Source organism: Enterobacter sp. KBR-315C3_2022 (assembly GCF_041399425.1).
GTDB lineage: Bacteria > Pseudomonadota > Gammaproteobacteria > Enterobacterales > Enterobacteriaceae > Enterobacter.
Map to the genome: position 1 here is coordinate 141,716 of NZ_JBGKEB010000008.1, position 26,918 is coordinate 168,633.

Genomic DNA, 26,918 nt, shown 5'->3' on the forward strand with positions numbered 1-26,918 from the left:
TTTGCGGGGTTTTTGCTCTCAGTACAAGTGACCGATATTGACGATAGTGCTCACGGTATCGCCGAAGAACGTCAGGCGGCTGAGCACCAGGCCCACCAGCAGAATGACAAAAATGGCTTTCTGCTTCGGCTGGCGCATCAGGGTCAGCGCACAACCCACTGCGCAACAGGCCAGGCTCCCCAGATAAAGCGGTGAGCTGAGCCACGCGTGGGCGGTCATCTTCATGATGGTTCCCCCGCTCAGCCACATCACCGGCGCGGCAATCATCAGCGCCAGCAGCACCAGCACGCCATTGCGCAGGGCGCAGTTAGAGGCGTTCAGACGCAGCAGCGGCGCGGCGGCGCAACCCATCACCCAGACGGTGGCGAAGAACAGCATCATGGTGATGCCGTTCGCAATCGCCTGCATCGCCGGAGCGGCGTAGGTCATGCCCTGAACCACCACCAGCAGGATGCCAAACAGCGAGGCCAGCAGCGCCGCGCCTTTGTTGCCCTTGGTCAGGAAGGCAAGGCCAATCGTGCCGCCGTAAAGCGTCGCGCCGAGGATTTCACGGCTCAGCCAGGCGTGCTTGAGGTTAATCAGCGCGTTGTAGGCGTGCTCCGGGTGCGCCAGGTGCAGGATCGCGGCCACGGAGGCCACGCCGAGGATCAGCCCCGTAATCAGCCAGTGGATGCGATTGCCCTCAAGCTCGCCGCGCAGCGTGCGCCAGGTCAACAGCAGCGTCATGCCGACGGACATCTGGCTTAGCACGGTGAAGATGACGAGCGGCAGTTCATACTTTTCCATTATTTATCCCCCGGCTGTTTTGGCTGACGAGCGAGAATAAAGCGCGTGCCCGGGTTGAGCTGCGGCATGCGCGGGAATCCCGGCGGATACTGCACGGCGTTATTTGGCAGCGGATCGGCATCGAGATCGATAAGCGTCAGCGCGCCCACCGGACAGGCGTTCACGCAGGCCGGATTCATGCCGATATCCAGACGCTCGTAGCACATGCTGCACTTCTCGGCTTTCTGCGTCTCTTCGTTAAAGCGCGGCGCGCCGTAAGGACAGTTGCGGATGCAGTTCTTACAGCCGATGCAGCGCTCAGGGTTATGCACCACCACGCCGTCGTCGCGTTTGGTATAGGCCTCAACCGGGCAGGCCGCCAGGCAGGCCGGGTTTTCACAGTGGTTACAGGCCAGCGAGAAGAAGGCGCGCTCCTCGTGCGGATAAATCTCTTTATCCAGCGGGTAAACGTTGCGCCAGAAGCGCTCCGGCTCAAGCTGGTTAAAGCTTTTGCAGGCCATTGCGCATCCGCGGCAGCCAATACACTTATCACTGTTCACTAAAAATGCGCGTCTCATGCCTCTACTCCTTCATTCGCGATGAGGACAATATCTACAAACTGGTCGTGGATCGCCGCGCCCGGCGCGCCGGTAGCCATCAGGCCCATATCGGCCGGGGTGTCTTTCACCACGTTTTGCACGTTATAGCTGAGCTTGTTGAACCAGGACTCGTACATCACCAGGAAATCTTCCGGCACGTTGGTGGTTACCTTGGCGCGCAGCTCTACATGACCGATCTCGTTGAATACCCGGACTTTCGCCAGGTCGCGGATGCCTTTTTTCTTCGCCGCGACGGGGTGGATATAGACGAACGGTTCCGGCCAGAAGACCTGCATCCAGTCGAGGTTAACGAACTGGGAGTGCAGGCCGTACTGCAGGTGCGGCGTAAAGAGGTGGAACGGCAGCTTGCCTTCGGCAGCCGGCAGGTATTCCGGCAGCGCTTTGTGGCCGTTTTTCTCGCACAGTTCGGACAAAAACTCATACTTGCCCGACGGCGTTTTGAACTTGCGATCGTACCAGGCGGCGCTGCTCGGCATTTTCGCCTTCACCGGCCCGTTCAGCAGATCGTCCCAGGAGCTGATGCCAAACTTCTCCGCCAGCCCGTCGTTGAACTCCAGATCCAGCCATGTTTTCTGATCGACATCCTGCGGGAAGGTGCACGAACCCGGCTCCATTTTGTTGATGGTGCGGGAGAGCAGCACGGCAATGTCCAGGTCGCTCTTGCATTCGTACATCGGCTTGATGGCCGGTTCGTTAACCGTCAGCCAGTAGTGCCAGTAGGAGGACGACGCGCTCCAGTGTTCGAAGGTGGTGGTCACCGGCAGAACGATGTCTGCGTGCTGCACCGTCTCGTTGAAGAACTGGTCAACGCAGACCACCATTTCCAGCTTCTCGAACGCTTTTTCCATCTTGTTGCGGTCAAAATCCTGCGCGAACGGGTTCTTACAGGCCACCCACAGCATGCGGATCGGCGGATCGTTGGCGTCGAGAATGCTCTGCGCGGTCTGGTTGAGGTTAAGCGCGCGGTCAGAGTATTTGCTCTTTTCACCGCTGTCGCTGACGAATTCCCCGACCGGGCCTGACGTCCCTTCCATCCCAACGGAGCCGACCGGCGGCTTCTGCGCCATCGCGTGGTAGTTATAGCCCCAGGTTTGCAGCTGGCCGTAGCGCGCACCGCCGCCTTCTACGCCGATGTTGCCGGTCATGGCCACAAAGGCATCGATCGCACGCACGTTCGCGCCGCCGTTGACGTGGCGCTGCATGCCGTAGCCAATCCAGACGGTGGACGGCTTCACGGCGGTAAACTCTTCGGCGAGCTGGCGGATCACGTCCGGCGCCAGGCCACAGATTTCAGAGGCCCACTCGACGGTCACGTTGTTGAGCAGATACTGTTCAAACTCCGGATAGCCGTGAGCATAGTTGTTCACAAAATCCTGGTCCACGCGGCCGATGTCGACCAGATGGCGGGCCATGCCGAGCGCCAGCGCGCCGTCGGAGCCCGAGCGCACGCGCAGGTAGAGGTCGGCTTTTGCGGCGGTTTGCGAGAACAGCGGATCGATTACCACCACCTTCGCCCCTTTCTCGCGCGCTTCGTAGATGTACTTCATGGAGTGCATGGAGCACCACGCCGGGTTCGCGCCCCAGAGGATGATGTACTTGGCTTTCACCATATCTTCCGGGTCGTTACACCACATGTCGCCCATGTCGTAATGCTGGGCGTCAATGCCCGCAGGCCAGCACGGCGTGCCCGCAAAGCGGGTAGTGTAGCCCAGAGAGGACATCATCCCCTCGACGGCATAGCTCATCACGCCGAGGTTGCCGGAGTATTTGGTCAGCGCCAGCCCCAGCAGGGAGCCGTCTTTCTTTTTGATCTCCAGCATTTTGCTGGCAATACGCTGCATCGCTTCATCCCAGGAGATGCGGCGCCATTTACCGCTGCCGCGCCCGTCCTGAATCATCGGATATTTAATGCGGTCCGGAGAGTAAACGCGGCGAGGATAGGTCAGCCCCTTCACGCACGGCGAGCCGTGGGTAAAGGTCGATTCGCTCGCGCCTTCGACGAAGGTGATCACATCATCCTTCACCCAGGTTTTTAAGCTACAGGTGTCATAGCAGTTACGCGGGCAGGCGTTGCGGAAGATTTTGTAGGTCTTCGGATTAAACGGAATCGGCGGCTGCGCCATCGCGCAGCGGGAGGATAATAATCCGCCGGGTAACGCGGCGACCGTGCCTAATGCAATAAGCCCCTTTAAAAAGGAGCGCCTGTTCAGTTGCCCTGTATCAATGCTCATAATATTACTCTCGCTTTTAATTCATCTAACCAATTAGTCATACGATTCGCGACCGATTTGATTGCGGAAGTTTTTGCTTTGTTATTTATTTTTTCAATAAATGTCGGTAGCCATAATTCGACATGTCCCGTCGTGAAGCGGGTTAACGCGTCATGATATTGCGGGGACCGTCTGGCATGCGCGGATAACATCACAATTAATTCCAGCTCGAAGCTGACGTGGTCGTCCGGCACGCCGTTTTCGTCATCAACAAACAGACCAATGCTGTGTAAAAACTCGCGGACCCCCAGGGTCGTCGGGCCCATCACCATCGGTTCATCATCGATATACACCGAGGCGTAGGGCGCAGCCAGCGGGGCCATGGGGCCGACGAAGAGCGCATTGAAGTCATATTCAATATCCAGCCAGATATCGTCATGCCACTCTGCGCTTTCGGGAAGAAGCTGTCGCAAGGCCTTATTTCGGGAGGTCATTTCCGCGGCGTTAAAAAAGTCGCGCAGCGCCAGCCCCGTTGACTCAAATAATGACAGCGCGTCATATATTGAATTGGTGAATATGTTTTTATCATTCATACGAAATGCAAATAATTATCCGCTAAAAATCTCGCAGATATTAGCAATACATTAAATATTTTCTTTGATCAAAGCGGGCAACTCGATTCTTGAAGGGAAAAATCGGGAGGAAAATCGGTAAAAAATAAAATAGAAATAAAAAAAAGCCGCCTCATGAAGAGGCGGCGTGCAGGTGTAGCCTTACTTTCTTTTATTATGCGGTTTTGGTGCGGATCAGATAGTCGAAGGAGCTCAGCGATGCCTTCGCGCCCTCGCCCGTCGCGATGATGATCTGCTTGTACGGGACGGTCGTGCAGTCACCGGCGGCAAACACGCCCTTCACGCTGGTTTCGCATTTCGCGTCGATGATGATCTCGCCCATGCGGTTGCGCTCAATGGCGCCCTCCAGCCAGGTGGTGTTTGGCAGCAGGCCAATCTGAACGAAGATCCCCGACAGCGGCACGCTGTGTACGTCCCCGCTTACGCGGTCGCGGTATTCCAGGCCGGTCACCTTGCTGCCGTCGCCCTTCACTTCCGTCGTTTGCGCGTTCAGCACGATGTCGACGTTTTTCAGGCTGCGCACCTTGTCCTGCAGCACCTGGTCCGCCTTCATCTCTGGGGCAAACTCCAGCAGCGTCACGTGTTCCACGATCCCCGCCAGGTCGATAGCCGCCTCAACGCCGGAGTTACCGCCGCCGATCACCGCCACGCGCTTGCCTTTAAACAGCGGGCCGTCGCAGTGCGGGCAATAGGTGACGCCTTTGGTGCGATACTGATCTTCACCCGGTACGTTCATGTTGCGCCATTTCGCGCCGGTGGCAATGATAACGCTGCGCGCTTTCAATACCGCGCCGGACGCCGTTTCAATCTGGTGCAGGCCGCCTTCAACCGCCGCCGGAACCAGCCTGCTGGCGCTCTGGCTGTCGATGACGTCAACCTCGTAATCGCTAACGTGCGCCTTCAGGGCGCCTGCCAGCTTCTGGCCTTCGGTTTTCGGCACGGAGATATAGTTTTCGATATCCACGGTATCCAGCACCTGACCACCGAAACGCTCGCCCATCAGGCCGGTACGAATGCCTTTACGCGCGGAGTAAACCGCCGCCGCCGCGCCCGCCGGGCCGGAACCCACGATCAGCACGTCGTAGGCATCGCGCTTGTTCAACTCTTCCGCCGCGCGTTTTTCCGCGCCGGTATCCACTTTGGCAACGATTTCGCTCAGCGTCATGCGGCCCTGGCCAAACTCTTTACCGTTCAGATAAACCGCCGGAACGCCCATCACGTTGCGCTCGGTGATTTCGTTCTGGTACGTGCCGCCGTCAATCGCCGTGTGCTTGATGCGCGGGTTAAGCACCGCCATCAGGTTGAGCGCCTGCACCACGTCCGGGCAGTTGTGGCAGGAGAGCGAGTAGTAGGTCTCAAACTCAAAGTCACCGTCGATATCGCGGATCTGTTCGAGCAAAGCCTGCGCCTCTTTCGACGGATGGCCGCCGGTCCACAGCAGCGCCAGCACCAGGGAGGTAAATTCGTGGCCCAGCGGAGAGCCCGCAAAGCGCGGCCCCTTGTCAGAGCCCGGGTTGGTAATCAGGAAAGAGGGCTTGCGCACGGCCAGTGAATTATCTTCCCTGAACGTCACCTTCGGCGACAGCTCGGCGATCTCCACCAGCAGCGCCTTGATCTCAGCCGATTTCGCGCTGTCGTCCAGCGTGGCAATCAGCTCAACGGGTTTGGTCAGTTTCTCAAGGTATGCCTTGAGCTGGGTTTTCATGTTTGTGTCGAGCATTGTTCTTCCCTCTCTTAAAACGTCATCATGCAAGCTGCCTTAGACAGGCGGCTTGAATGCAACTTGCATCATGGTGCTGGAATGAAATGGGCGCGGGGTGCGCCCATCGAATGCCGGGTGGCACTTCGTTTACCCGGCCTACGGTTGTTGTAGGCCTGTGCAAGCGCAGCGCCGCCAGGCAAAAAAGACTTAGATCTTGCCGACCAGGTCTAAAGATGGCGCTAAGGTCGCTTCGCCTTCTTTCCATTTCGCCGGGCACACTTCGCCTGGGTGAGACGCCACGTACTGAGCGGCTTTCACTTTGCGCAGCAGGTCAGACGCGTCGCGGCCGATACCTTCAGCGGTCACTTCGATAGCCTGGATGATGCCCTGCGGGTCAACAACGAAGGTCGCACGGTCGGCCAGGCCTTCATCTTCACGCATGTTGTCGAAGTTACGGGTCAGGGCACCGGTTGGGTCGCCGATCATCGCGTATTTGATTTTAGCGATGGTTTCAGAGCTGCCGTGCCACGCTTTGTGGGTGAAGTGGGTGTCGGTAGAAACAGAGTAAACGTCTACGCCCAGCTTCTGCAGTTCGTCGTAATGGTCAGCCACGTCGCCCAGTTCGGTCGGGCATACGAAGGTGAAGTCAGCCGGATAGAAGAAGAAGACGCTCCAGCGGCCTTCGGTATCTTTTTCGGTAACTTCGATGAATTCACCGTTTTTGAACGCCTGGTTTTTGAAAGGTTTAATTTTAGTGTTAATCAAGGACATCTGTACTTCCTCCGTGTTTTCGTTGAGATGTAAGGTAACTAACTTTGTTCATCGGGGCTAATGCGTATGCTTTATCAAATCAATCAGCCAAACCTAACAACGCGAAAAATGCAGCGGAACGCCTGAACGTAAAAAGGCCGCCTCAGCGGGCGGCCCTGATACCTGAACTTCCCGCGGGTTATTCAGTGCCAGCCGAAGCTGGCGTTGCGTTGCGCTCTACAACCCTTTATATCAAGGCCGTAACAGCGCAACGATTACATCACTTCAATGAATGCCGGGCAATCCGCAACAGGGGCAATCTTGTCTATGGTTACAATAGGTTTTAACGAACATGTCCGACTTTAGCCATAAACAGGCGGCATTATTAATGAGAATTAATCGCAACAGACAAGAAATGGAGGCAAAACTACAACCAGGAAAAATACCAGGAAGATGAGTTATAACGACAGATTATCTCTATAAAAAAATCCGCATATTTCAGGAGTAAAAATATCTTAATCTCAATTAAAGTTCTATTTCAATAATCCAGCATCGTGATATATTTAGTAAATATTCAAATTGTTTTAAGTTAGCCATCCACAAGGATTGTAAATGGTTAACCTGAAACTATAGTTAACGATTATGTACTAGCCCTCACAACATCAGCTCACTCAGGATGAACCATGGCCAACCTTTACGACCTTAAAAAATTCGATCTCAACCTGCTTGTCATTTTTGAGTGTATTTACCAAAACCTGAGCATCAGTAAAGCAGCAGAAACGCTCTATATCACGCCTTCAGCGGTAAGCCAGTCGCTGCAGCGTCTGCGTACGCAGCTTAACGATCCCCTGTTCATTCGTGCCGGAAAGGGCATTACCCCGACGACGGTTGGCGTTAACCTGCACCACCATCTGGAACAAAATCTCAACCAGATTGAGCAGACCATCAACGTGATGAATGAGTCCCATTTAAAGAAAAATTTCGTTATCTATTGTCCGCAAATTATTCTTCAGGGACGCCTGGTCGAACTTATGACGCGAATGCTCGACGAGGGAAATTATAATATAGATCAGTATGATATGCTGTTATCACCGGATTCAGCGGAAGACTTACTGGCCTACCGCAAGGCCGATCTGGTCTTTACCTTTGCGCCGATAAACAATCGCTCCGTCATCAGCACACGCTTTCACACCTTGCCCATGATTCTGGCGGCTCGCGCCGACCATCCGCGCATCAAGGACATCATGTCGCAAGAAGATCTGCAGCAGGAAAAATTCACGCAGTTCAGGACCCAGGAGTCTGGCGTCAAAGATCTTCAAACGCAGGCGGAAATCGTCTTCCCGGATCGCACCATTGCTTTTCGTGGTGATTCCTATATTTCAATCTTAAACGTTATTTGCGCAAGCGATTTATTAGGGTATATGCCCATCCAGATCTTTGAACGTTATAAAGAATTAATGAACCTTAGAAAGGTAAATATTAATTTCCCGCTGCCGACGCCGGAAATATTTATGCAATATAATCGCTCCGCGTTAAATAATCGCATATTTGCACAATTTATTGAGTCGATGGATAAAGATTAGCAGCACTATATTTTCAAAATGTTACATTGGGTAAGATTCTGAAAGTGTTTTACCCAAATATATCTTGAAGCATAAAGGAAAATGAGACATATTGAATAGGTAACCACCCAATTCCAGACATTCATACTCAGGAAGAGATTGAATATGTCACTCTATAAATACCCGCTCGTCCAAAACGTGCTTGAGGCTTCGCAAGAACGCATTGAGTGGACTCTTGCCAATTTCCCTCGCATTTGCGTCTCTTTTTCCGGGGGAAAAGATTCTACCGTTATGCTGCACCTTACGGCGCAATTAGCCCGTAAGCGTAATAAGAAAATTAGCGTCCTCTTTATCGACTGGGAAGCGCAATTCTCATGCACCATCGAGCATGTTATTAGGATGCGCGAAGCGTATCGGGACGTGATTGAAAACTTCTACTGGGTCGCCCTTCCCCTGACGACGCAAAACGCCCTTTCGCAGTACCAGCCTGAGTGGCAATGTTGGGAACCGGATGCAAAATGGGTGCGCCAGCCCCCGGAGGAGGCCATTACCTCTCCGGACTATTTCGATTTTTATCAACCGGGCATGACCTTTGAAGAGTTTGTCCGCTCCTTTTCCGACTGGTTTGCCAACAACCGCCCCGCCGCCGTCATGATCGGCATACGCGCGGATGAGTCCTATAACCGATTTCTGACCATCGCCAACGCCCGCAAGCAGCGGTTTGCCGACGACAAACCCTGGACGACCGTCGCGCCCGGCGGGCACGCGTGGTATCTCTATCCCATCTACGACTGGAAAACCGCCGATCTGTGGACCTGGTTCGCCAAAACCGGCAGTAGCTATAACCCCCTGTATGACCTGATGTTTCAGGCGGGCGTCCCTCCGCGCTATATGCGCATCTGCGAGCCGTTTGGCCCAGAGCAGCGCCAGGGGCTTTGGCTTTATCACGTTATTGAACCCGATCGCTGGGCCGCCATGTGCGAGCGCGTCAGCGGCGTTCGAAGCGGCGGCGTCTATGCCGGCCAGGATAATCACTTCTACGGGCACCGCAAAATCCTTAAGCCCGATCGGCTTAGCTGGAAAGAATATGCCCTGCTGCTGCTCAACAGCATGCCGCAAAACACGGCAGAGCATTACCGGAATAAAATTGCCGTTTATCTGCACTGGTACATCAATAAGGGAATGGCCGATATACCCGATACCCAAGAGGGTGACATCGGTTCAAAAGATATTCCGTCATGGAGACGCATCTGCAAGGTCCTGCTGAATAACGATTACTGGTGCCGGGCATTATCCTTTAGCCCGAATAAGCCAAAGCACTATAAGCGCTACAGCGACCGCATAAAATTGAAACGCAAGGAGTGGAATATATTATGCAGCAAAGACTGATCGAGGAAATGAACATATATCTTCAGTCACTTCCTGAAGAGCAGCGTATTGAGGCCATCAACGCCTTTCGTCAGGCGATACATGAAAACAGTCCTTTTCGCGAACAGCCCGTAGACTGCGTACTGTGGATTAAGCAGGACGATATTACCGCCAATGATTACAACCCGAATAACGTCGCGCCGCCCGAAAAGCGTTTACTCAGCAAATCGCTGGAGCTGGACGGCTTCACCCAACCTATTGTCGTGACGGAAAATACACCACGGCATTATGAAATCATCGACGGCTTTCATCGCCACGAAATAGGTAAAAATAAAGCCGCGCTAAAACGGCAGCTGAAGGGATATTTACCCGTCACCTGCCTGCGAAAAGAGCGTCAGGACAAATACAACCGCATGGCGGCGACGATTCGCCACAACCGCGCCCGAGGGCGGCACCAGATCCACGCGATGTCGGAGATTGTCCGCGAGCTTGTGCAGCTCGGCTGGGACGACGTGAGGGTAGGAAAAGAGCTGGGCATGGACAGCGACGAAGTGCTGCGCCTGAAGCAAATCAACGGCCTGCTGGAGCTGTTTGCAGACCGTCGATACTCGGAAGCCTGGACGGTAAAATAGTCAGAGCGTATTCAGGCGCTCGGCCGCCGCGAGCAGCGTCGACGCCTGCTTCGCGAAGCACAGGCGAATCAGCCTGTGTGGGAAGGGGTCGGCGCAGAAGACCGACAGCGGGATCGCCGCAACCCCAACCTCTTTCGTCAGCCACTGGCAGAAGCTCACGTCGTCCAGATCGGAAATGGCGCTGTAGTCGGCGAGCAGGAAATAGGTTCCTTCGCACGGTAAAATTTCCAGCCGACTCTGGCTTAACGCATCAACGAAGAGATCCCTGCGCGCGCGGTAAAATTCCGGCAGCTCGCGATAATGCTCCGGCTGCGCGCGCAGCATATCCGCCAGCGCCAGCTGCGCCGGGGTGTTCACCGCAAAGGTCAGATATTGATGCACCTTGCGCAGCTCCGCGCTGATGGCCGCGGGCGCAACACAGTAACCCACCTTCCAGCCGGTCATGTGGTAGGTTTTGCCAAACGAAGATACGGCGACGGCGCGCTCGCGAAGCTGCGGATGCGCCAGCACGCTGGCGTGCCCTTCCGTTGAAAAACAGATGTGCTCATACACCTCGTCGCTCAGAACATAGATCTCGCGCTCGGCAATGGCCTGCCACAGCGCGGCGAAGTCCGCTTTCTGCCACACAGTGGCGGACGGGTTGTGCGGCGTGTTAAGAATAACCAGGCGGGTTTTGTCGCTCAGCAGCGCGGCGAACGCCTGCCAGTCCGGGCGAAAATGCGGCGGCTCAAGGGCGATGCGTTTCACCACGCCGCCGGAAAGTTCCACCGCAGGCGCGTAGCTGTCGTAGCTTGGGTCGAAGCAAATCACCTCATCGCCCGTACGCACCAGCGCGGTAATCGCGGCATACAGCGCTTCGGTCGCCCCTGCCGTCACCGTGATGTCGCTGTTCGCATCCGGCCTGTAGCCGTACAGCTCCGCGGTTTTATCGGCAATCGCATCCCGCAGCGCCTGCACGCCGGTCATCGGCGCGTACTGGTTTGCGCCCTGAGCAACGTGGTAGGCCAGGCGCTCCTGCAGATAGGCCGGGCCGTCAAAATCCGGGAATCCCTGCGAAAGGTTGATGGCGTTATGCTGCTGAGCCAGCGCGCTCATCTGGGTAAAGATGGTTGTGCCTAAATCAGGAAGTTTACTTTGTGGAATCAATGCGTTGTTGCTCATTACGCTGCGCCTGTTTGTAATACTTATGTTGCTGCCACTATAACACGATGTTAGTCTTTGGCAATCAAGACGCTTAGACGTCTAAACAATATGAATATTCCTCGCCGGGAGGGTAAAGGAAAATGACGGACAACCTGCAGCTTACACATCTGGTCGAGGCCTGCCGCTGGATCGGCGCCAAAGGCTGGGCGCCCGCCACGGGCGGAAATATGTCGGTACGCCAGGACGCGAGCCTGTGCTGGCTCAGCGAATCCGGCAAGGACAAGGGCAGCCTGACGACCGACGATTTTCTCCAGGTCGAGATCGCGACAAACCGCGCGCCGTCCGGCCGCACACCCTCGGCAGAAACCGGGCTGCATACGCTGATTTATCGCCTGTATCCGCAAGCCAACGCCGTGCTGCACGTTCACACGGTCAACGCCACGGTGCTTTCCAGGCTGGTGAAAGGGGCGGAACTGCGCCTCAGCGGCTTTGAAATGCAAAAATCCCTCGCCGGGCAAACCTCGCATCTTGATACGGTGGTTATCCCGGTATTTGACAACGACCAGGATATCGACGCCCTCGCCGCCCGCATCGCCCACTCCGCGCAGGCGCGCCCGCTTAATTATGGTTTTCTTCTGCGCGGCCATGGCTTAACCTGCTGGGGGCGCGACGTGGCCGAAGCCCGCCGCCATCTGGAAGGATTAGAGTTTTTATTCGAATGCGAGATGCGTTTACGACAACTGGAGAGAGTATGATTCGCGCGATTGTGACGGATATTGAAGGGACCACCAGCGATATTCGTTTTGTCCACAACGTTTTGTTCCCCTATGCGCGCGAGCGTCTGGCGGCGTTCGTCACCGCCCAGCAGTACGCCGAGCCGGTCAAATCAATTCTGGACAACCTGCGCGATGAAATCAGCAATCCGCACGCCACTACCGGCGAGCTTATCGACGCGCTGTTTGCGTTTATGGACGAAGACCGCAAATCCACGGCGCTGAAGGCGCTGCAGGGCATCATCTGGCACGACGGCTACGTCAACGGCGACTTTACCGGCCATCTTTACCCGGACGTCCTGCCCGCGCTGGAAAAATGGAAGTCGCAGGGCATTGATCTCTATGTTTATTCCTCCGGCTCCGTTGCCGCGCAGAAACTGTTATTTGGCTACAGCGACGAAGGTGATATTACTCATCTGTTCAGCGGCTATTTTGACACGCGCATCGGCGCCAAGCGCGAGGTGCAGTCCTATCAGAACATCGCGGCGCACGCGGGCATTGCCCCGTCGCAGATCCTGTTCCTGTCCGACGTTCACCAGGAGCTGGACGCCGCCGAGCAGGCCGGCTTTCGCACCCTGCAGCTGATTCGCGGTGACGACGACGGCGCAAGCCATCATCACCAGGTTCACCAGTTTGACGAGATAAACCCGGAGCAGATCCCTTCATGAGCGCATTGACCCTTTATTCCGACAAAGACGCCAGCCAGCCGCTGTGGCACAGCATCGACGCCGCCGAGATCGCCCAAAAGCTCAACGCGAAAGGCGTGCGCTTCGAGCGCTGGGCGGCGGATCGTGATTTAGGCCGCGATCCTGCCCCCGACGCGGTGATCGACGCCTATCAGCACGCGATCGACAGGCTGGTGGCGGAGAAAGGCTATCAGAGCTGGGACGTCATCAGCCTGCGCGCCGATAACCCGCAGAAAGAGGCGCTGCGCGCGAAGTTCCTGAACGAACACACCCACGGCGAAGACGAAGTGCGCTTTTTCGTCGAAGGCGCGGGACTGTTCTGCCTGCACATAGGCGATGAGGTGTATCAGGTGCTGTGCGAGAAAAACGACCTGATTTCCGTACCTGCGGGCACGCCGCACTGGTTTGATATGGGCTCAGAGCCGAACTTTACCGCCATTCGTATTTTCGATAACCCTGAAGGCTGGGTGGCCCAGTTTACGGGTGATGCGATCGCGGATGCGTATCCACGCCTCGCTTGATCCTTTCTTCCTCTCCCTGTGGGCTGAGGAAACCCCACAAAGTAATGCGAGCACTGTGCTATCCCCTCGCCCCTCTGGGGCGAGGGTTAGGGTGAGGGGAACATACGGCTCAGGGAGTCAGTTCCCTGTTCAGGCATTAATTAAATGTTGGCGATAATCCGCTGCGTATCAGCTCCAACCAACCTCGCCAGATGCACAAACTCCACCACATCCAGTCTGCGCTCACCGTTTTCCACTTTCGCAATAAAAGACTGCGGCTTGCCCAACGCCTCCGCAAGCTGCGCCTGAGTCATCCCCTTATCTTTACGCGCTTTTTTCAACGCATTGATAACGCGCTGATATTCTTCTGAATAGACTGAGGCCATTGTTCCGATTCCCTAAAATATCCTGAAATCGAATATCCTCTCGTTGCGTTTTTATCCCAAAACAGGATAATTGAGAGCGTAACGAACACATGTAAGGAGGACACAATGCGTCATCAGAACTGGCATCCTGCCGATATCATCGCCGCGCTAAAGAAACATGGAACAAGTCTGGCAGCACTGTCCCGAAAAGCCGGGCTTTCATCATCCACACTGTCTAATGCGCTTACCCGACCGTGGCCAAAAGGAGAACTGCTTATCGCTCAGGCGCTAAACATTCCGCCGGATGTGATATGGCCGGAAAGGTATGTTGATGAGAAGGGAGAGCCAATATTTCGTCAGATGAGGAACACTAAAAGGAGAAATCACTCTTCGACGTGATCATTGAATTCTCCCCCTCACCCCAACCCTCTCCCTCAAGGGAGAGGGGGTCTAAAGTCTCTACGCCTTCAATCCCTTCACGTACCCCACCAGCTGATCCAGTACAATCCCCCACCCTTCATGCACTCAGGCAAATTTCCCCGCCGCCACTTCTTCCGGCGTGACCACGCCCGAATCCAGCACCCAGCCGCTGATCAGCGAGGCAGGCGTTACGTCGAACGCCGGGTTATAGACCTGCGCGTCTTCCGGCGCCCACTGCACCGCACCGAAGCTCCCCGCCACGCCCGTTACCTCGCTGGCGGCGCGCTGTTCAATCGGGATCGCCTCGCCGTTCGGACAGTCCGGATCGAGGGTCGTTTGCGGCGCGGCAACGTAGAACGGAATGCCGTGGAATTTCGCCAGCACCGCCAGGGAATAGGTGCCAATTTTGTTCGCCACGTCGCCGTTGGCGGCAATGCGATCGGCCCCGACCCACACGGCGTCTACCTGCCCTTTCGCCATCAGGCTGGCGGCCATGGAGTCGGTGATGAGACGATACGGCACGCCCAGCTCGCCCAGCTCCCACGCGGTCAGCCTGCCGCCCTGCAGCAGCGGGCGCGTTTCATCCACCCAGACGCTGCTGACGTTGCCTTCCCGATGCGCGCGGGCAATCACGCCCAGCGCCGTGCCGACGCCCGCGGTCGCCAGCCCGCCGGTATTGCAGTGGGTCAGCAGGCGGCTGCCGGGCTTCACCAGCGCGCTGCCCGCCTTCGCAATCGCGTCGCAAAGCTGTCTATCTTCGTCAATCAGGCGCAGCGCTTCGGCCACCAGGGCCGGAACATAATCTTCCTGCCACAGCGCCTGCTTCATGCGGTCGAGGTTGTTCATCAGGTTCACCGCCGTCGGGCGCGAGGCGCGCAGGGTTTCCAGCGCCGCCGCCAGCGCGTCGCGGCTGTTGCCGTTTTCCGCCAGCAGCGCCAGCAGCAGGCTCGCGGAGAGGCCAATTAGCGGCGCGCCGCGCACGCGCAGGGCGTGAATATGCCCCACCAGCGCCTCGACGCTGGAGGCGTCCAGCCAGCGTTTCTCCTGCGGAAGCGCCTGCTGATCGAGAATAAGGAGCTGATTATCCGCCACCCGCAGGCTGGTCGTCTGTAATGTCTGCATGTCGTTAATTCTCTGTTGCGTTGTTGTATCACATTGTGTCAGGATGAAATCCAGATGTATAGACGTCTACATGTCTTTAATTAGCAAAACGCGCGAGGAGCAGGCCATGCCGCAATACCGTACCTTTACCGCCCAGGACGCCGTGGAGTATGCCAGGCAGTTTGGCGGCGTTGATAACCCATCATCGCTGGTGGAGGCGCAGGAGGTGGGCGACGGCAACCTCAATCTGGTATTTAAAATTTTCGACCAGCAAGGCACCAGCCGCATCATCGTCAAGCAGGCGCTGCCCTACGTGCGCTGCGTCGGCGAATCCTGGCCGCTGACGCTGGACCGCGCGCGCCTTGAGGCGCAAACGCTGGTCGAACACTACCGGCACAGCCCGCAGCACACGGTGAAAATCCACCATTTCGACCCGGAGCTGGCGGTGATGGTGATGGAAGATCTCTCCAGCCACCGCATCTGGCGCGGCGAGCTGATTAACAATGTCTATTACCCGCAGGCCGCGCGCCAGGTGGGGGAATATCTTGCCCACGCGCTGTTCCACACCAGCGACTTTTATCTGCACCCGCACGAGAAAAAGGCGCAGGTGGCGCAGTTCATCAACCCGGAGATGTGCGAGATCACCGAAGATCTGTTCTTCAACGATCCGTATCAGATCCACGCGCGCAACAGCTACCCGGCCGAGCTGGAAAACGACGTGGCCGCCCTGCGCGACGACGCCCAGCTAAAGCTGGCCGTGGCCTCCCTGAAACACCGCTTCTTCTCGCAGGCCGAGGCCCTGCTGCACGGCGATATCCACAGCGGGTCGATCTTCGTGGCGGAAAACAGCCTGAAGGCCATCGACGCCGAGTTCGGCTATTTTGGTCCGATTGGCTTTGATATCGGCACCGCTATCGGCAACCTGCTTCTGAACTTCTGCGGCCTGCCGGGGCATCTGGGCATTCGCGATGCCGCCGCCGCCCGCGAGCAGCGCCTGACCGACATACAGGAGCTATGGCACGCGTTTGCCGAGCGCTTCCAGGCGCTGGCTAGCGAAAAAACGCGCGACGCCGCGCTCGCCGCGCCGGGCTATGCCTCCGGATTCCTGAAGAAGGTCTGGACGGACGCCGTCGGCTTTTGCGGCACCGAGCTGATCCGCCGCAGCGTCGGGTTATCGCACGTGGCCGACATCGACACCATTCAGGACGAGGCGATGCGCCACGAGTGCCTGCGCCACGCCGTTACGCTCGGCAAGGCGCTGATCGTGATTGCCGATCGCATCGACAGCGTGGAAGAGCTGGTGGCGCGGGTTCGGCAGTACAGCTGAGTACCGGCTTTGTGCCCGGTGGCGCTGCGCTTACCGGGCCTACGAATCGAATGTAGGCCGGGTAAGGCGAAGCCGCCACCCGGCAAAAACTCACCCCAAATACTCAATCACCGACAGCCCGCCGTTGTAATCCGTGCTGTAGATAATCCCCTGCGCATCCACAAACACGTCACACGACTGGATCACCTGCGGCCGGTTGGGCCGCGTATCCATCATCTTCTGCGGCGCGGCAGGCACCAGCGCGCCGGTTTCCACCGGATGATACGGGTTCGAAATGTCATACGCGCGCACGCCCGCGTTCTGGTACGTCGCAAAAATCAGCGTCGAGCTGATGAAGCTTCCCGGCCGATTCTCGTGCAGGTTATGCGGGCCAAAGTGCGCCCCTTTAGCCACGTAGTCGATCTCATCCGGCTGGGGGAAGGTAGAGATGCTCACCGGGTTCGACGGCTCGCGGATGTCAAACAGCCAGATGAGCTTCTCGCCGTCCTGCTGGTTATCCAGCACCGCTTCGTCCAGCACCACCAGCAGGTCGCGATCCGGGAGCGGCAGCGCGGTATGCGTGCCGCCGCCAAACGGCGGACTCCAGTTGCGGTGGCTAATCAGCGTCGGGTTCGTTCTGTCCTTCACGTCCAGCAGCGTCAGCCCGCCGTCGCGCCAGCTGCCGTAGGCGGTGTCGCCCGCGATAATCGCGTGGTGCAGCGCATAGCGTTTTCCTTCCGGCCAGTTCGGCTGTTCGCCTTCGGCCTGATTCATGCCCGGCAGCCACCAGCGCCCCGCCACCTCGGGCCGGCGCGGGTCAGCCAGATCGATGGTCAGGAAGATGTAGTCGGTAAAGCCGTCGATCAGCGCCGACACGTACGCCCAGCGCCCGCCGACGTACCAGATGCGGTGAATGCCGATGCCGCTCAGAGACAGAAAGCCAATTTCGCGCGGCGCGTCCGGCGTCGAAATATCGAAGACGCGCAGCCCCGCGCTCCAGCCCCTGTCCTGCACGTCGCGGACGGTTTCCCCCACCTGGCGGGTGTAGTAGACCTTCTCGTCGGCAAAGCGGGCGTCGGCAAACAGATCGCGGGCGTTAATCACCAGCAGCAGGTCGTCGTGCGCCTGCAGGTGCACGTTCCAGGTGCCGGGCGGCGCGGGCACGTAGCCTGCAGGACGCGGATTTTTCGGGTCGCGCACGTCGACGATGGAAAAGCCCTGCGACACCATGTGGCCTATGTAGGCAAAGCCGCGATGCACCATCAGCTGCACGCCGTCCGGACGACCGCCCTGATCGCTATGGCCAATCAGCCGCATGTTGCGGCTGTATTCGGGTTGAGGTAATGCAGACATATTTGAGTCCTTTCGCCGGATGGCGGCTGCGCCTTATCCGGCCTACAACACCGTAGGCCCGGTAAGCGAAGCGCCACCGGGCATTATTTTGACCTGGCTTCCAGGGTCGCAAACCACGGCGCGATAAAATCTTCCGTCTGGCCCCAGCCCGGAATGATTTTCCCCAGCGACGCCACGTTCACCGCCCCCGGCTGCGCGGCCAGCAGCGCCTGCGGGATCGCCGCCGCTTTAAAATCGTAGGTAGCTGGCGTCGCTTCCCCGGCAATTTTGTTCGCCACCAGGCGCACGTTGGTCGCGCCAATCAGCTTCGGATCGACCGCCACGCTCACCTTCCACGGGCTGCCCGGCTCGCGCATCAGCTGGAGATCCTGGTTGGAGATATCAATGCTGTAGAGCTTAACCTCGGTGCGGCCGTTCTCCTTCAGCGCCTTATAGGCGCCCTGGCTGAAGGCGTCCCAGGTGCCCCAGATGGCGTCGATTTTGCCTTTCGGGTATTTCGCCAGGATCGCGCCCACCTTGTTGGCGGTATCGCCCTGCACGTCAGATGAAACCGCGCCGATGGACTCCAGCTCTTTGATGTCCGGATACTGTTTTTGCAGCGCTTTATACGCCGCCTGACGGCGCTCCATCGGCGGGAAGCCCGCCACCCACAGCTTGACGATGTTGGCCTTGCCGTTGAAATCCTTTGCCAGCTGGCCGAACGACAGCTCGGTCAACGACGCATCGTCCTGCTGGGTCACGGTCACGCCGGGGATCTCGCCGTTGACGGCGGTATCAAACACCGACACCTTAATCCCGGCGTCAACCGCCTTTTTCACCAGCGCCGTCGAATACGGATCGCGCCCCTGCGAGAGGATAATCCCGTCATATTTCTGGCCAATCGCCTGGTTGACGAAGTCCTGGAATTTGGCGTCATCGCCGTTGCTCAAAAAGGTGCTGACCTTAAAGCCGAGCTTCTTCCCTTCCTGAATCGCCCCCGCGACGAACTGGGTGGTGTTGTCGTCCGAGCCGAGGTTGCGGATCACCGCGATGCGAATCGGCCCGTCGTGGTTCGCAATCGCCGCCGGAAGCGGCGCGGGCGTGGCCGCAAAGCCCGGAAGCGCAGTGAGCAGCCCAAGCGCCGCCAAAGAAAGTGCCGTTTTTTTCATTCTGTTATCCCGTTGTGTGGTTAGCGTTTTTGTACGTAGGTCAGCGCCAGCGCCGCCGCGAGCACCAGCCCTTTTATAATGTCCATGGCGTAATACGGCACCGAGAGCATCACCAGCCCGTTCGACAGCACGCCAAGAATAATCGCCCCGACCAGCGTCCCGAGCGCGTTCGGCTTGCCCGATCCGGCCAGCGAGAAGCCTATCCACGCCGCCGCCACCGCGTCCATCAGGTAGCCGCCGCCCGCGTTCACCTGCGACGAACCGATGCGCGACGCCAGCAGGATGCCGCCCAGCCCCGCCAGCAGCGAGGCGATGACGTAGGCCGCCACCTTATAGCGCGTGGTGCGAATGCCGGAGAGCCGCGCCGCCTCCGGATTGCCGCCGATGGCGTACATCCGCCGACCGTGGGTGGTCAGCGACAGCCCAAGCTGCGCGACGACCGTCACGGCCAGCATGATAATCACGATGGTCGGCACCTGCCCCAGCAGGCCAAACGCCGCCGGAACGGTGCCCTCCGCCATGTCGCCGCTCGGCAGAACCATGTTCTCGGTAATCGAGCCGCCGTAGCTGTAGGTCATCGCCACGCCCTGCACCACAAACAGGCTGGCCAGCGTGGCGAGCATGTCCGGAATGCGCAGGATGACGATCAGAAAGGCGTTAAACAGCCCCACCAGCGTGCAGAGCGCGAGCGTGATCGCAATCGACTCGGTGGTGCCAAAGCCGTGCCAGACGAAGAGTGAAATCACCAGCGCGTTGGCCAGCGACGCGGTTGACCCAACGGAGAGATCGAAGCCGCCGACCGTCAGGGAAATCGACACGCCAATGGCAATCACCGTTACGATGGCGATCGAGCGCAGGATGTTGATGATGTTATTGGGATCGAGGAAGCTGTCCGACGCCAGGCCAAAAACGGCCACCAGCGCCACCACGGTCAGCAGCATGCCCCACCTGTAGAAAAAATCGAAAATCTGCTGACGGCCAGACGCCGCCGCGTTCACTGAAAGGGCCTTGCTCACGGCGCCGTTCCTCCGGTTGAATAGTACAGTAATGTCTCTTCGCGGGCGGCCGCGCCTTCCAGCTCCGCCACGATGCGCCCGTCCCACAGCACGCAGATGCGGTCGCACAGCCCGACCAGCTCGGCAAACTCGCCGGAGGCGTAAATCACCCCTTTCCCCTCGCGCGCCAGGCCGTCAATCAGCTGGAACAGCTCGGTTTTGGCCTTTACGTCCACGCCCTTCGTCGGCTCGTCAAAAATCAGCACGCGGGCGTCGTTGCGCAGCCATTTGCCGATGGCCACCTTCTGCTGGTTGCCGCCGGACAGGCGACGCAACACCTGCCCCGGCCCGCGCGTGCGCACGCCAACCCGGGCGATCACCTCTTCCGCCCAGCGCCACGCCCGGCGGTGGCCGAACAGGCTCCAGCGCGAAAACGTTTTGTCCGCCGCGACCGCCAGGTTCATGCTGACCGTCTCATCGATAAAAATGCCCTCTTTCCGCCGTTCCTCCGGCACCAGCGCCAGGCCGCGCAGCACGGAGTCCGCCGGATCGCGCGGCGTCCAGGCCTGATGGTTCAGCTCGCCGCGCGCCACAACGCTCCGGCTGGCGCCGAACAGCGCTTTGCACAGCTCGGTTTTCCCCGCGCCCGCCAGGCCCGCAATGCCGAGGATTTCGCCTTTGCGCAGGTGCAGGGAGACGTCCTTCAGCAGCGCGTCGTCGTGAAGCCCCTCAACCCGAAGCAGCGTCTCCTCGCTGTGGCGCGGCCGCGCGGGCGGGTAGATATCGCTCAGCTCGTGGCCGAGCATTTTCTCGACAATCTCTTCGCCGCTGAGCGCCGCCATCGGTCCGGTCTCCACGCGCCTGCCGTCGCGCAGCACCGTCAGGGTGTCGCAGATGGCCTTCAGCTCGTGAATGCGGTGGGAGATAAACACCACGCCGATGCCCTGCTCTTTTAAGCGCCGCACTACCGCGAACAGGCGCTCGCTCTCGTGCGCGTCCAGCGGCGCGGTGGGCTCGTCCAGAATCAAAAAGCGGCAGTGGTGGGACAGCGCCCGCGCCAGCAAAATCTGCTGCTTTTCCGCAAGCGTGCAGCCGTCGATGCCGCGACGCACGTCAAGGGAGACGTCGAGCTGCGCCAGCGCCCGTCTCGCCTGCTGGCGGATAGCGCGCCAGCTGTAGCGATGCCCCGGCAGCGCCAGCTGGTCGAGCATGATATTTTCGGCAATGCTCAGGCCCGGGATCAGCGCCACGTCCACCTCCTGCTGGACCAGATGAATACCCAGCCGCCTGGCGTCGCGAGGCTCGCGGATCGTCACGGGCTGGTTGTTTATGCAGATCTCCCCCTCGTAGCGATCGTGCGTGCCGCACAGCACCGCCATCAGCGTCGATTTTCCCGCGCCGTTTGCGCCGGTCAGCGCGTGCACCGAGCCGCCGCTCAGCGTGAAATCCACCCGCGACAGCGCCTGAAAGCCGGAAAAGGCCAGGCTGATACCGCGCATCTCAAGCCGACTGGAAGCCATTCGCCTAACCCCTTCATTACCCTTTTGATTTATCGAATTTTTCACAGGCGAGGTTGACTGACAACGACATAAAAGGCATAAGATAAAGCGAAATAATATTAGCCATCCGGATGTCCAGACATAACATCGGGTTAGCGCTTGCTAAAAAGGACACCATCATGAGCAATACCGATATTCGCGTTGTGCCGGGCCCGGCGAACTACTTCTCGCACCCCGGCTGCCTTGCCCGCCTGAACGATTTTTTTACCCCGGAGCAGCTCTCCCGGGCGGTGTGGATCTACGGAGAACGCGCCATCGAGGGCGCTCGTCCGTTCCTGCCGCAGAGCTTTAGCGCCCCGGGAGCGAAGCATCTGCTGTTTAAAGGCCACTGCAGCGAGCGCGACGTCAATCAGCTGGTGACCGACTCCGGCAGCAGCGCCAGCGTGGTGATTGGCGTCGGCGGCGGCGCGGTGATGGATACCGCCAAGGCGGTGGCGCGCCGCCTGAATGTGCCGTTCGTGGCTATTCCTACCATTGCCGCCACCTGCGCCGCGTGGACGCCGCTGTCGGTCTGGTACAACGATGCCGGGCAGGCGCTGCAGTTTGAGATTTTTGACGACGCGAACTTCCTGGTGCTGGTGGAGCCGCACATCATCCTCAGCGCTCCGGCGGAATACCTGCTGGCGGGCATCGGCGACACGCTGGCGAAGTGGTATGAAGCCGTTGTGTTAGCTCCTGAGCCGGAAAACCTGCCACTCACCGTGCGGCTCGGGATCAACGCCGCGCTGGCGATCCGCGACATCCTGCTTGAGCACAGCGAGGCGGCGCTCGCGGACCAGCAGCGTGGCGAGCTGACCCAGGCGTTTCGCGATATCGTGGACGCCATCATCGCGGGCGGCGGAATGGTGGGAGGCTTAGGCGAGCGCTACACCCGCGTGGCCGCCGCGCACGCGGTGCATAACGGCTTAACCGTCCTGCCGCAGACGGAGAAATACCTGCACGGCACCAAGGTGGCCTACGGCATTCTGGTGCAATGCGCCCTTCTCGGCCAGGACGACGTGCTGGCCCAGCTGGCAACGGCGTATCGGCGCTTTAACCTGCCGACCACGCTTCGCGCGCTGGACGTGGATATTCACAATCGCGCCGAACTGGATAAGGTCATTGCCCATACCCTGCGCCCCGTTGAGTCCATTCACGCCTTGCCGATCGACGTCACCCCCGACGTCCTGCGCGCCGCGTTTGAGAAGGTAGAATCCTTCAGCCGTTAATCGCGCCGACCGACTATACCTAATGAGGATCCTCACCACTTTCACAACGAGGTCATCATGCAGATCGATTTAACAGGTAAGAAGGCGCTGGTTACCGGCGGCAGCCGCGGGCTAGGCCGCGCCATCGCCCTTTCGCTGGCAAAGGCCGGGGCCGACGTGGTCATTACGTATGAAAAATCTGCCGATAAGGCGCAGGCGGTCGCCGATGAAATAAAGGCGGCCGGGCGGCACGGCGAGGCCGTTCAGGCCGACAGCGCCAGCGCGCAGGCCATTCAGGACGCCGTGACCCATGCGGCGCGCGCCCTCGGCGGGCTGGACATTCTGGTCAACAACGCCGGGATCGCCCGCGGTGGCCCGCTGGAGTCGATGACGCTGGCTGACATCGACGCGCTGATCAACGTCAACATCCGCGGCGTGGTCATCGCCACCCAGGCGGCGCTCGTTCACCTTTCGGACGGCGGGCGAATCATCAACATCGGCAGCTGCCTGGCAAATCGCGTGGCGATGCCGGGCATTGCCGTCTATTCGATGACCAAATCGGCGCTTAACTCGCTCACGCGCGGGCTGGCGCGGGACCTCGGGCCGCGCGGTATTACGGTCAATATTGTCCATCCCGGCCCGACGAACAGCGATATGAACCCGGAAGACGGCGAACAGGCCGACGCGCAGCGCCAGATGATTGCCGTCGGCCATTACGGCCAGCCGGATGATATCGCCGCTGCCGTGACCTTTTTGGCCAGCCCGGCCGCCGGGCAGATCTCCGGCACGGGGCTGGACGTCGACGGCGGTTTGAACGCCTGATCGCATTTTTTCTGCAAGCCTCTGCCGCCCGGCAGAGGCGTTTTCGAGCCGCCTCGACGCGTTGCGTTTTGCCGCTTTCTCCCGCGCGTTGCCCGCCCTACAGTACACATTAGAAATTCGGAATTTATCTAATAGTCTTACTATTTCCTTATATTTCGTGTGGGCGTACAGTGGAGGTACGGATGAAGATTGTCTGGTCTAATGGTGCAAAAAAGGCTTTTTCCAGAATTGACGAGCGGTATCAGCGTCGCATTGAGGTAAAGCTTGCCGAGCTGGATGACCGCTCGGCTCCCCGGCCCGATATCAAAAAAATATCGGCGACAGAAAATCATTTCCGGCTTCGCGTTGGCGATTACCGCATCATCTATACGCTTCGGGACGATCCCGATGACCATTGTTATGTTCTGGCCATTAAGCGTAGAACATCAACAACTTACCTGCACGAGGAGAAAGCCACCTATGGCTGTTCAGCTAATTAAGGACGATAACGGAAAAACGCAGTACGTGGTTATTCCCTATCACGAATACTTCCGCATGTGCTTGCAGATGGCTGAGATTGACGACGAAACCGACGACGATTTGGAGGATATTGAAGTCGAACACGATAGTCTGGATGACGTGGAATTGCCCGGTGAAGTGTGCAGCATCATGACCTGGCAAAACGTCAGCCTGCAGGCCGCGTGGCGCATCCACTGCGGGTTATCCCAGCAGGAGGTGGCGGAGAAACTGGGCATCACCCAGTCCGCGGTGTCGCAGCTTGAAGCCCTCGACTCCCGCCCGCAAAAGCGCACCCGCGAAAAGCTGGCGGCCATTTACGGCTGTAAGCAGGAGCAGATCAGCCTCTATTTACCGAAAGAGGGTTAACAGCACTTCGCGCCGCCCTTGCCGCCGTAGCGCGCCTCCTGGCGTTCGCGGAAAAATTCCTCGTAGGTCATCGGCGTCTGGTCCGGATGGGTGACGCGCATATGATCGACGTAGTTATCGTAGTCCGGCACGCCGATCATCATTTTGGCGGCCTGGCCTAAGTATTTGCCTGCTTTGGAAAGGGTGTCGAACATAGGTCATTTCTCGTTTTTTTCCCCCTCACCCTAACCCTCTCCCCAAAGGGGAGAGGGAACTTATAACACTGGGGTGAGGGGTTTGGTTATGTTAATGCGCCCCTTTGGCCTGGGTCACAATCTGGTCCAGGTTTTCCGGCATCGGCTCATACGGCGTCTCTTTTGCCGTCGGCTTATCTTCCTTCAGGGCCGCCAGCGCGGTCTTGAGAGAATACAACGCCAGCACCACAACCACCACCATAAAGAAGATGGTCAGCCCGGCGTCCAGGCGGTTGTTGAACACCAGCTGCGACAGCTGGGATTCGGTGTACTGCGCCGGGATTTTGCCGCTGTCGATCATCGCCTGGAACTTGTTGGCAATCGCCAGGAAGCCGACCTTGTTATCCGGGCTAAACGCTTTCTGCCAGCCCGCGGTCAGGGTACAAATCAGCAGCCACGCGGTTGGCACCAGCGCCACCCACGCGTAGCGCTGGCGCTTCATCTTGAACAGCACCACCGCGCAGAGCATCAGCGCCATGCCCGCCAGCATCTGGTTGGCGATGCCGAACAGCGGCCACAGGGTGTTGATGCCGCCCAGCGGGTCGACAACGCCCTGGTGCAGGAAGTAACCCCACGCCAGCACGCACAGCGCCGTCGCCAGCAGGTTCGCCGGAAGCGAATCGGTACGCTTCAGGTTCGGCGAAATCACCCCCAGCAGATCCTGGAGCATAAAGCGCGCCGCGCGCGTGCCCGCGTCGACCGCCGTCAGGATAAACAGCGCCTCGAACAGGATGGCGAAGTGATACCAGAACGACACGTCCATCAGCCCGCCGAGCGCGCCGTGCAGAATATAGGCCATCCCCACCGCCAGCGTCGGCGCGCCGCCCGCGCGGGAGATGATCGACTGCTCGCCCACTTCGTTCGCAATGTGCGTCAGCGTGTCAGGGGTAATGGCAAAGCCCCAGCCGCTCACCACCTGCGCGGCAGACGCCACCACGTCAACGGTTCCGGCAGGGGCCAGTACCGCCATCGGGCTGTTCATCGCGAAGTAGACGCCCGGGTCGATAATGCAGGCGGAGACCAGCGCCATAATCGCCACGAAGGACTCCATCAGCATGCCGCCGTAGCCGATCAGGCAGGCCTGATTTTCATTCGCCAGCATCTTCGGCGTGGTGCCGGAGGCGATCAGCGCGTGGAAGCCGGACACCGCGCCGCAGGCGATGGTGATAAACAGGAACGGGAACAGGTTGCCGGTCCAGACCGGGCCGGTGCCGTCAATGAACTTGGTCAGCGCGGGCATGGTCAGCGTCGGGCGCATAATCAGAATGCCGATCGCCAGGCCGACGATAGTGCCGATTTTCAGGAAGGTCGAAAGATAGTCACGCGGGGCCAGCAGCAGCCACACGGGCAGTACGGCGGCAACGAATCCGTAGCCCACCAGCATCCACGTCAGCTGTACGCCGGTAAAGTCAAACCACGGCGCCCAGGTCGGGCTTTCCGCCACCCAGCCGCCGGAGATGATCGCGAACACGAGGAATACCAGGCCGATGACGGACACTTCGCCAATGCGCCCCGGGCGCAGATAGCGAATGTAGATCCCCATAAACAGCGCCAGCGGAATGGTAAAGGCCACGGTGTAGGTACCCCACGGGCTGTGGGTCAGCGCTTTTACCACGATCATCGCCAGCACCGCGAGGATGATCACCATGATCATAAAGGTCGCCACCAGCGCGATCACGCCTGCGGTGGCGCCCATCTCCTCTTTCACCAGCTCGCCCAGCGAGCGCCCGTCGCGGCGGGTAGAGACGAACAGCACCATAAAGTCCTGCACCGCACCGGCCAGCACCACGCCCGCCAGGATCCAGATCATTCCCGGCAGGTAGCCCATCTGCGCCGCCAGCACCGGCCCCACCAGCGGGCCCGCGCCGGCGATAGCGGCAAAATGGTGACCGAACAGCACTTTTTTATCCGTCGGCACGTAGTCCAGCCCGTCGTTATGGCGCACGGCAGGCGTCATGCGCGTCGCGTCAACGCCGAGAACGTTCTTCGCGATATAGCGGCCGTAAAAACGATACGCGATCAGATAAATACAGACCGAGACGACCACAATCCACAGCGCGTTAATCTGCTCGCCCCGATTAAGGGCGATATAGCCCAGGGCAAAGGCTCCCACAACGGAGAGCCCTGCCCATAAAAGGTATTTCCCTGAGTTGTTCATAGTTGTTGTCCGTTGTAGTGGAACAGTGAGATGTTACATTTTGTTTCTAGAACAACCGCTAAAA

Annotated in this window: 27 protein-coding genes; 12 read left to right on the forward strand and 15 right to left on the reverse strand. The window is 58.7% G+C overall.

Annotated elements, in window-relative coordinates; genetic code table 11:
* Positions 1 to 18: 18 nt before the first annotated feature.
* The 6 genes from AB8804_RS10950 to ahpC all read right to left on the reverse strand — a co-directional run bounded on the left by AB8804_RS10950 (position 19) and on the right by ahpC (position 6,700).
* Positions 19 to 786, reverse strand: a complete 768-nt coding sequence (locus AB8804_RS10950; RefSeq protein ID WP_371185868.1) for a dimethyl sulfoxide reductase anchor subunit family protein — start codon at positions 784 to 786, stop codon at positions 19 to 21.
* Positions 786 to 1,343: a 4Fe-4S dicluster domain-containing protein gene (locus AB8804_RS10955; protein ID WP_112011542.1), complete on the reverse strand. Its 558-nt coding sequence runs from the start codon at positions 1,341 to 1,343 to the stop codon at positions 786 to 788. The genes AB8804_RS10950 and AB8804_RS10955 overlap by 1 nt, the downstream gene beginning before the upstream one ends.
* Positions 1,340 to 3,616, reverse strand: a complete 2,277-nt coding sequence (locus AB8804_RS10960) for a molybdopterin-dependent oxidoreductase (RefSeq protein ID WP_371185870.1) — start codon at positions 3,614 to 3,616, stop codon at positions 1,340 to 1,342. The genes AB8804_RS10955 and AB8804_RS10960 overlap by 4 nt, the downstream gene beginning before the upstream one ends.
* Positions 3,613 to 4,188, reverse strand: a complete 576-nt coding sequence (locus AB8804_RS10965; protein WP_371185873.1) for a molecular chaperone — start codon at positions 4,186 to 4,188, stop codon at positions 3,613 to 3,615. The genes AB8804_RS10960 and AB8804_RS10965 overlap by 4 nt, the downstream gene beginning before the upstream one ends.
* A gap of 193 nt (positions 4,189 to 4,381) precedes the next feature.
* Positions 4,382 to 5,947, reverse strand: coding sequence for an alkyl hydroperoxide reductase subunit F (ahpF, locus tag AB8804_RS10970; protein ID WP_371185875.1), 1,566 nt, complete (start codon positions 5,945 to 5,947; stop codon positions 4,382 to 4,384).
* A gap of 189 nt (positions 5,948 to 6,136) precedes the next feature.
* Positions 6,137 to 6,700 (reverse strand): alkyl hydroperoxide reductase subunit C, encoded by a 564-nt coding sequence (gene ahpC, locus AB8804_RS10975; protein ID WP_032638815.1) that lies wholly within the window; start codon positions 6,698 to 6,700, stop codon positions 6,137 to 6,139.
* Between the two features lie 662 nt (positions 6,701 to 7,362).
* Between ahpC and AB8804_RS10980 the strand changes: the two genes are divergently transcribed.
* The 3 genes from AB8804_RS10980 to AB8804_RS10990 all read left to right on the forward strand — a co-directional run bounded on the left by AB8804_RS10980 (position 7,363) and on the right by AB8804_RS10990 (position 10,241).
* Positions 7,363 to 8,262, forward strand: a complete 900-nt coding sequence (locus tag AB8804_RS10980; protein ID WP_371185878.1) for a LysR family transcriptional regulator — start codon at positions 7,363 to 7,365, stop codon at positions 8,260 to 8,262.
* 144 nt (positions 8,263 to 8,406) lie between these two features.
* Complete coding sequence (locus AB8804_RS10985) at positions 8,407 to 9,630, forward strand: phosphoadenosine phosphosulfate reductase (protein WP_371185880.1); 1,224 nt, start codon at positions 8,407 to 8,409, stop codon at positions 9,628 to 9,630.
* A complete protein-coding gene (locus AB8804_RS10990) occupies positions 9,615 to 10,241 on the forward strand; it encodes an IbrB-like domain-containing protein (RefSeq protein ID WP_371185882.1) in 627 nt (208 codons plus the stop codon). The genes AB8804_RS10985 and AB8804_RS10990 overlap by 16 nt, the downstream gene beginning before the upstream one ends.
* Here the strand turns inward: AB8804_RS10990 and AB8804_RS10995 are convergent, their stop codons facing one another.
* Complete coding sequence (locus tag AB8804_RS10995; protein ID WP_371185884.1) at positions 10,242 to 11,402, reverse strand: pyridoxal phosphate-dependent aminotransferase; 1,161 nt, start codon at positions 11,400 to 11,402, stop codon at positions 10,242 to 10,244. It abuts the gene before it with no gap.
* A gap of 122 nt (positions 11,403 to 11,524) precedes the next feature.
* On the opposite strand from AB8804_RS10995, the gene AB8804_RS11000 reads away from it, so the two are divergent.
* From AB8804_RS11000 to AB8804_RS11010, 3 genes are read left to right on the forward strand one after another with little or no spacing between them, the layout of a single operon-like run.
* Positions 11,525 to 12,139, forward strand: a complete 615-nt coding sequence (locus AB8804_RS11000; protein WP_371185887.1) for a methylthioribulose 1-phosphate dehydratase — start codon at positions 11,525 to 11,527, stop codon at positions 12,137 to 12,139.
* Entirely contained in the window at positions 12,136 to 12,825 is a 690-nt protein-coding gene (gene mtnC / locus AB8804_RS11005) for an acireductone synthase (RefSeq protein WP_371185889.1), read from the forward strand. Before AB8804_RS11000 ends, mtnC begins: the two co-directional genes overlap by 4 nt.
* The gene (locus AB8804_RS11010) at positions 12,822 to 13,364 is read left to right on the forward strand and encodes an acireductone dioxygenase (RefSeq protein WP_371185891.1); all 543 of its coding nucleotides are present in this window, start codon (positions 12,822 to 12,824) and stop codon (positions 13,362 to 13,364) included. The genes mtnC and AB8804_RS11010 overlap by 4 nt, the downstream gene beginning before the upstream one ends.
* A gap of 140 nt (positions 13,365 to 13,504) precedes the next feature.
* Here the strand turns inward: AB8804_RS11010 and AB8804_RS11015 are convergent, their stop codons facing one another.
* Positions 13,505 to 13,729 carry a helix-turn-helix domain-containing protein gene (locus AB8804_RS11015; protein ID WP_371185893.1) on the reverse strand — a complete coding sequence of 75 codons (225 nt, stop codon included), beginning with the start codon at positions 13,727 to 13,729 and terminating at the stop codon, positions 13,505 to 13,507.
* 105 nt (positions 13,730 to 13,834) lie between these two features.
* Between AB8804_RS11015 and AB8804_RS11020 the strand changes: the two genes are divergently transcribed.
* Positions 13,835 to 14,107: a helix-turn-helix domain-containing protein gene (locus AB8804_RS11020; RefSeq protein WP_371185895.1), complete on the forward strand. Its 273-nt coding sequence runs from the start codon at positions 13,835 to 13,837 to the stop codon at positions 14,105 to 14,107.
* 126 nt (positions 14,108 to 14,233) lie between these two features.
* On the opposite strand, the gene mtnA is transcribed toward AB8804_RS11020, so the two are convergent.
* Entirely contained in the window at positions 14,234 to 15,250 is a 1,017-nt protein-coding gene (gene mtnA, locus AB8804_RS11025) for an S-methyl-5-thioribose-1-phosphate isomerase (RefSeq protein WP_371185897.1), read from the reverse strand.
* Between the two features lie 106 nt (positions 15,251 to 15,356).
* On the opposite strand from mtnA, the gene mtnK reads away from it, so the two are divergent.
* On the forward strand, positions 15,357 to 16,556 hold the full coding sequence (mtnK, locus tag AB8804_RS11030; RefSeq protein ID WP_371186038.1) for an S-methyl-5-thioribose kinase: 1,200 nt from the start codon (positions 15,357 to 15,359) through the stop codon (positions 16,554 to 16,556).
* Positions 16,557 to 16,646: 90 nt separating this feature from the next.
* Here mtnK and AB8804_RS11035 read toward each other — a convergent pair whose 3' ends face one another.
* The 4 genes from AB8804_RS11035 to AB8804_RS11050 form a co-directional block, all read right to left on the reverse strand.
* Entirely contained in the window at positions 16,647 to 17,888 is a 1,242-nt protein-coding gene (locus tag AB8804_RS11035) for an LVIVD repeat-containing protein (protein ID WP_371185899.1), read from the reverse strand.
* An 83-nt stretch (positions 17,889 to 17,971) separates the two neighbouring features.
* Positions 17,972 to 19,036 (reverse strand): sugar ABC transporter substrate-binding protein, encoded by a 1,065-nt coding sequence (locus AB8804_RS11040; RefSeq protein ID WP_371185901.1) that lies wholly within the window; start codon positions 19,034 to 19,036, stop codon positions 17,972 to 17,974.
* Positions 19,037 to 19,056: 20 nt separating this feature from the next.
* The gene (locus tag AB8804_RS11045) at positions 19,057 to 20,052 is read right to left on the reverse strand and encodes an ABC transporter permease (RefSeq protein WP_371185903.1); all 996 of its coding nucleotides are present in this window, start codon (positions 20,050 to 20,052) and stop codon (positions 19,057 to 19,059) included.
* A complete protein-coding gene (locus AB8804_RS11050) occupies positions 20,049 to 21,551 on the reverse strand; it encodes a sugar ABC transporter ATP-binding protein (protein ID WP_371185905.1) in 1,503 nt (500 codons plus the stop codon). The genes AB8804_RS11045 and AB8804_RS11050 overlap by 4 nt, the downstream gene beginning before the upstream one ends.
* 158 nt (positions 21,552 to 21,709) lie before the next feature.
* On the opposite strand from AB8804_RS11050, the gene AB8804_RS11055 reads away from it, so the two are divergent.
* The 4 genes from AB8804_RS11055 (at position 21,710) to AB8804_RS11070 (ending at position 24,463) form a co-directional block, all read left to right on the forward strand.
* On the forward strand, positions 21,710 to 22,798 hold the full coding sequence (locus AB8804_RS11055; protein WP_371185949.1) for an oxidoreductase: 1,089 nt from the start codon (positions 21,710 to 21,712) through the stop codon (positions 22,796 to 22,798).
* A gap of 57 nt (positions 22,799 to 22,855) precedes the next feature.
* A complete protein-coding gene (locus AB8804_RS11060; RefSeq protein ID WP_371185951.1) occupies positions 22,856 to 23,599 on the forward strand; it encodes an SDR family NAD(P)-dependent oxidoreductase in 744 nt (247 codons plus the stop codon).
* A 182-nt stretch (positions 23,600 to 23,781) separates the two neighbouring features.
* Complete coding sequence (locus tag AB8804_RS11065) at positions 23,782 to 24,078, forward strand: type II toxin-antitoxin system RelE/ParE family toxin (RefSeq protein WP_371185954.1); 297 nt, start codon at positions 23,782 to 23,784, stop codon at positions 24,076 to 24,078.
* Positions 24,059 to 24,463: a helix-turn-helix domain-containing protein gene (locus AB8804_RS11070; RefSeq protein ID WP_112011568.1), complete on the forward strand. Its 405-nt coding sequence runs from the start codon at positions 24,059 to 24,061 to the stop codon at positions 24,461 to 24,463. Before AB8804_RS11065 ends, AB8804_RS11070 begins: the two co-directional genes overlap by 20 nt.
* Here the strand turns inward: AB8804_RS11070 and AB8804_RS11075 are convergent.
* Positions 24,460 to 24,657, reverse strand: coding sequence for a YbdD/YjiX family protein (locus AB8804_RS11075; protein WP_371185956.1), 198 nt, complete (start codon positions 24,655 to 24,657; stop codon positions 24,460 to 24,462). The genes AB8804_RS11070 and AB8804_RS11075 overlap by 4 nt on opposite strands.
* A 91-nt stretch (positions 24,658 to 24,748) precedes the next feature.
* Positions 24,749 to 26,854: a pyruvate/proton symporter CstA gene (cstA, locus tag AB8804_RS11080; RefSeq protein WP_371185958.1), complete on the reverse strand. Its 2,106-nt coding sequence runs from the start codon at positions 26,852 to 26,854 to the stop codon at positions 24,749 to 24,751.
* Positions 26,855 to 26,918: the final 64 nt, after the last annotated feature.

Coding starts and splice junctions, on each gene's coding strand:
- AB8804_RS10950 (WP_371185868.1), bottom strand. CDS start 786: ATGGAAAAGTATGAACTGCCGCTCGTCATCTTCACCGTGCTAAGCCAG.
- AB8804_RS10955 (WP_112011542.1), bottom strand. CDS start 1,343: ATGAGACGCGCATTTTTAGTGAACAGTGATAAGTGTATTGGCTGCCGC.
- AB8804_RS10960 (WP_371185870.1), bottom strand. CDS start 3,616: ATGAGCATTGATACAGGGCAACTGAACAGGCGCTCCTTTTTAAAGGGG.
- AB8804_RS10965 (WP_371185873.1), bottom strand. CDS start 4,188: ATGAATGATAAAAACATATTCACCAATTCAATATATGACGCGCTGTCA.
- ahpF (WP_371185875.1), bottom strand. CDS start 5,947: ATGCTCGACACAAACATGAAAACCCAGCTCAAGGCATACCTTGAGAAA.
- ahpC (WP_032638815.1), bottom strand. CDS start 6,700: ATGTCCTTGATTAACACTAAAATTAAACCTTTCAAAAACCAGGCGTTC.
- AB8804_RS10980 (WP_371185878.1), top strand. CDS start 7,363: ATGGCCAACCTTTACGACCTTAAAAAATTCGATCTCAACCTGCTTGTC.
- AB8804_RS10985 (WP_371185880.1), top strand. CDS start 8,407: ATGTCACTCTATAAATACCCGCTCGTCCAAAACGTGCTTGAGGCTTCG.
- AB8804_RS10990 (WP_371185882.1), top strand. CDS start 9,615: ATGCAGCAAAGACTGATCGAGGAAATGAACATATATCTTCAGTCACTT.
- AB8804_RS10995 (WP_371185884.1), bottom strand. CDS start 11,402: ATGAGCAACAACGCATTGATTCCACAAAGTAAACTTCCTGATTTAGGC.
- AB8804_RS11000 (WP_371185887.1), top strand. CDS start 11,525: ATGACGGACAACCTGCAGCTTACACATCTGGTCGAGGCCTGCCGCTGG.
- mtnC (WP_371185889.1), top strand. CDS start 12,136: ATGATTCGCGCGATTGTGACGGATATTGAAGGGACCACCAGCGATATT.
- AB8804_RS11010 (WP_371185891.1), top strand. CDS start 12,822: ATGAGCGCATTGACCCTTTATTCCGACAAAGACGCCAGCCAGCCGCTG.
- AB8804_RS11015 (WP_371185893.1), bottom strand. CDS start 13,729: ATGGCCTCAGTCTATTCAGAAGAATATCAGCGCGTTATCAATGCGTTG.
- AB8804_RS11020 (WP_371185895.1), top strand. CDS start 13,835: ATGCGTCATCAGAACTGGCATCCTGCCGATATCATCGCCGCGCTAAAG.
- mtnA (WP_371185897.1), bottom strand. CDS start 15,250: ATGCAGACATTACAGACGACCAGCCTGCGGGTGGCGGATAATCAGCTC.
- mtnK (WP_371186038.1), top strand. CDS start 15,357: ATGCCGCAATACCGTACCTTTACCGCCCAGGACGCCGTGGAGTATGCC.
- AB8804_RS11035 (WP_371185899.1), bottom strand. CDS start 17,888: ATGTCTGCATTACCTCAACCCGAATACAGCCGCAACATGCGGCTGATT.
- AB8804_RS11040 (WP_371185901.1), bottom strand. CDS start 19,036: ATGAAAAAAACGGCACTTTCTTTGGCGGCGCTTGGGCTGCTCACTGCG.
- AB8804_RS11050 (WP_371185905.1), bottom strand. CDS start 21,551: ATGGCTTCCAGTCGGCTTGAGATGCGCGGTATCAGCCTGGCCTTTTCC.
- AB8804_RS11055 (WP_371185949.1), top strand. CDS start 21,710: ATGAGCAATACCGATATTCGCGTTGTGCCGGGCCCGGCGAACTACTTC.
- AB8804_RS11060 (WP_371185951.1), top strand. CDS start 22,856: ATGCAGATCGATTTAACAGGTAAGAAGGCGCTGGTTACCGGCGGCAGC.
- AB8804_RS11065 (WP_371185954.1), top strand. CDS start 23,782: ATGAAGATTGTCTGGTCTAATGGTGCAAAAAAGGCTTTTTCCAGAATT.
- AB8804_RS11070 (WP_112011568.1), top strand. CDS start 24,059: ATGGCTGTTCAGCTAATTAAGGACGATAACGGAAAAACGCAGTACGTG.
- AB8804_RS11075 (WP_371185956.1), bottom strand. CDS start 24,657: ATGTTCGACACCCTTTCCAAAGCAGGCAAATACTTAGGCCAGGCCGCC.
- cstA (WP_371185958.1), bottom strand. CDS start 26,854: ATGAACAACTCAGGGAAATACCTTTTATGGGCAGGGCTCTCCGTTGTG.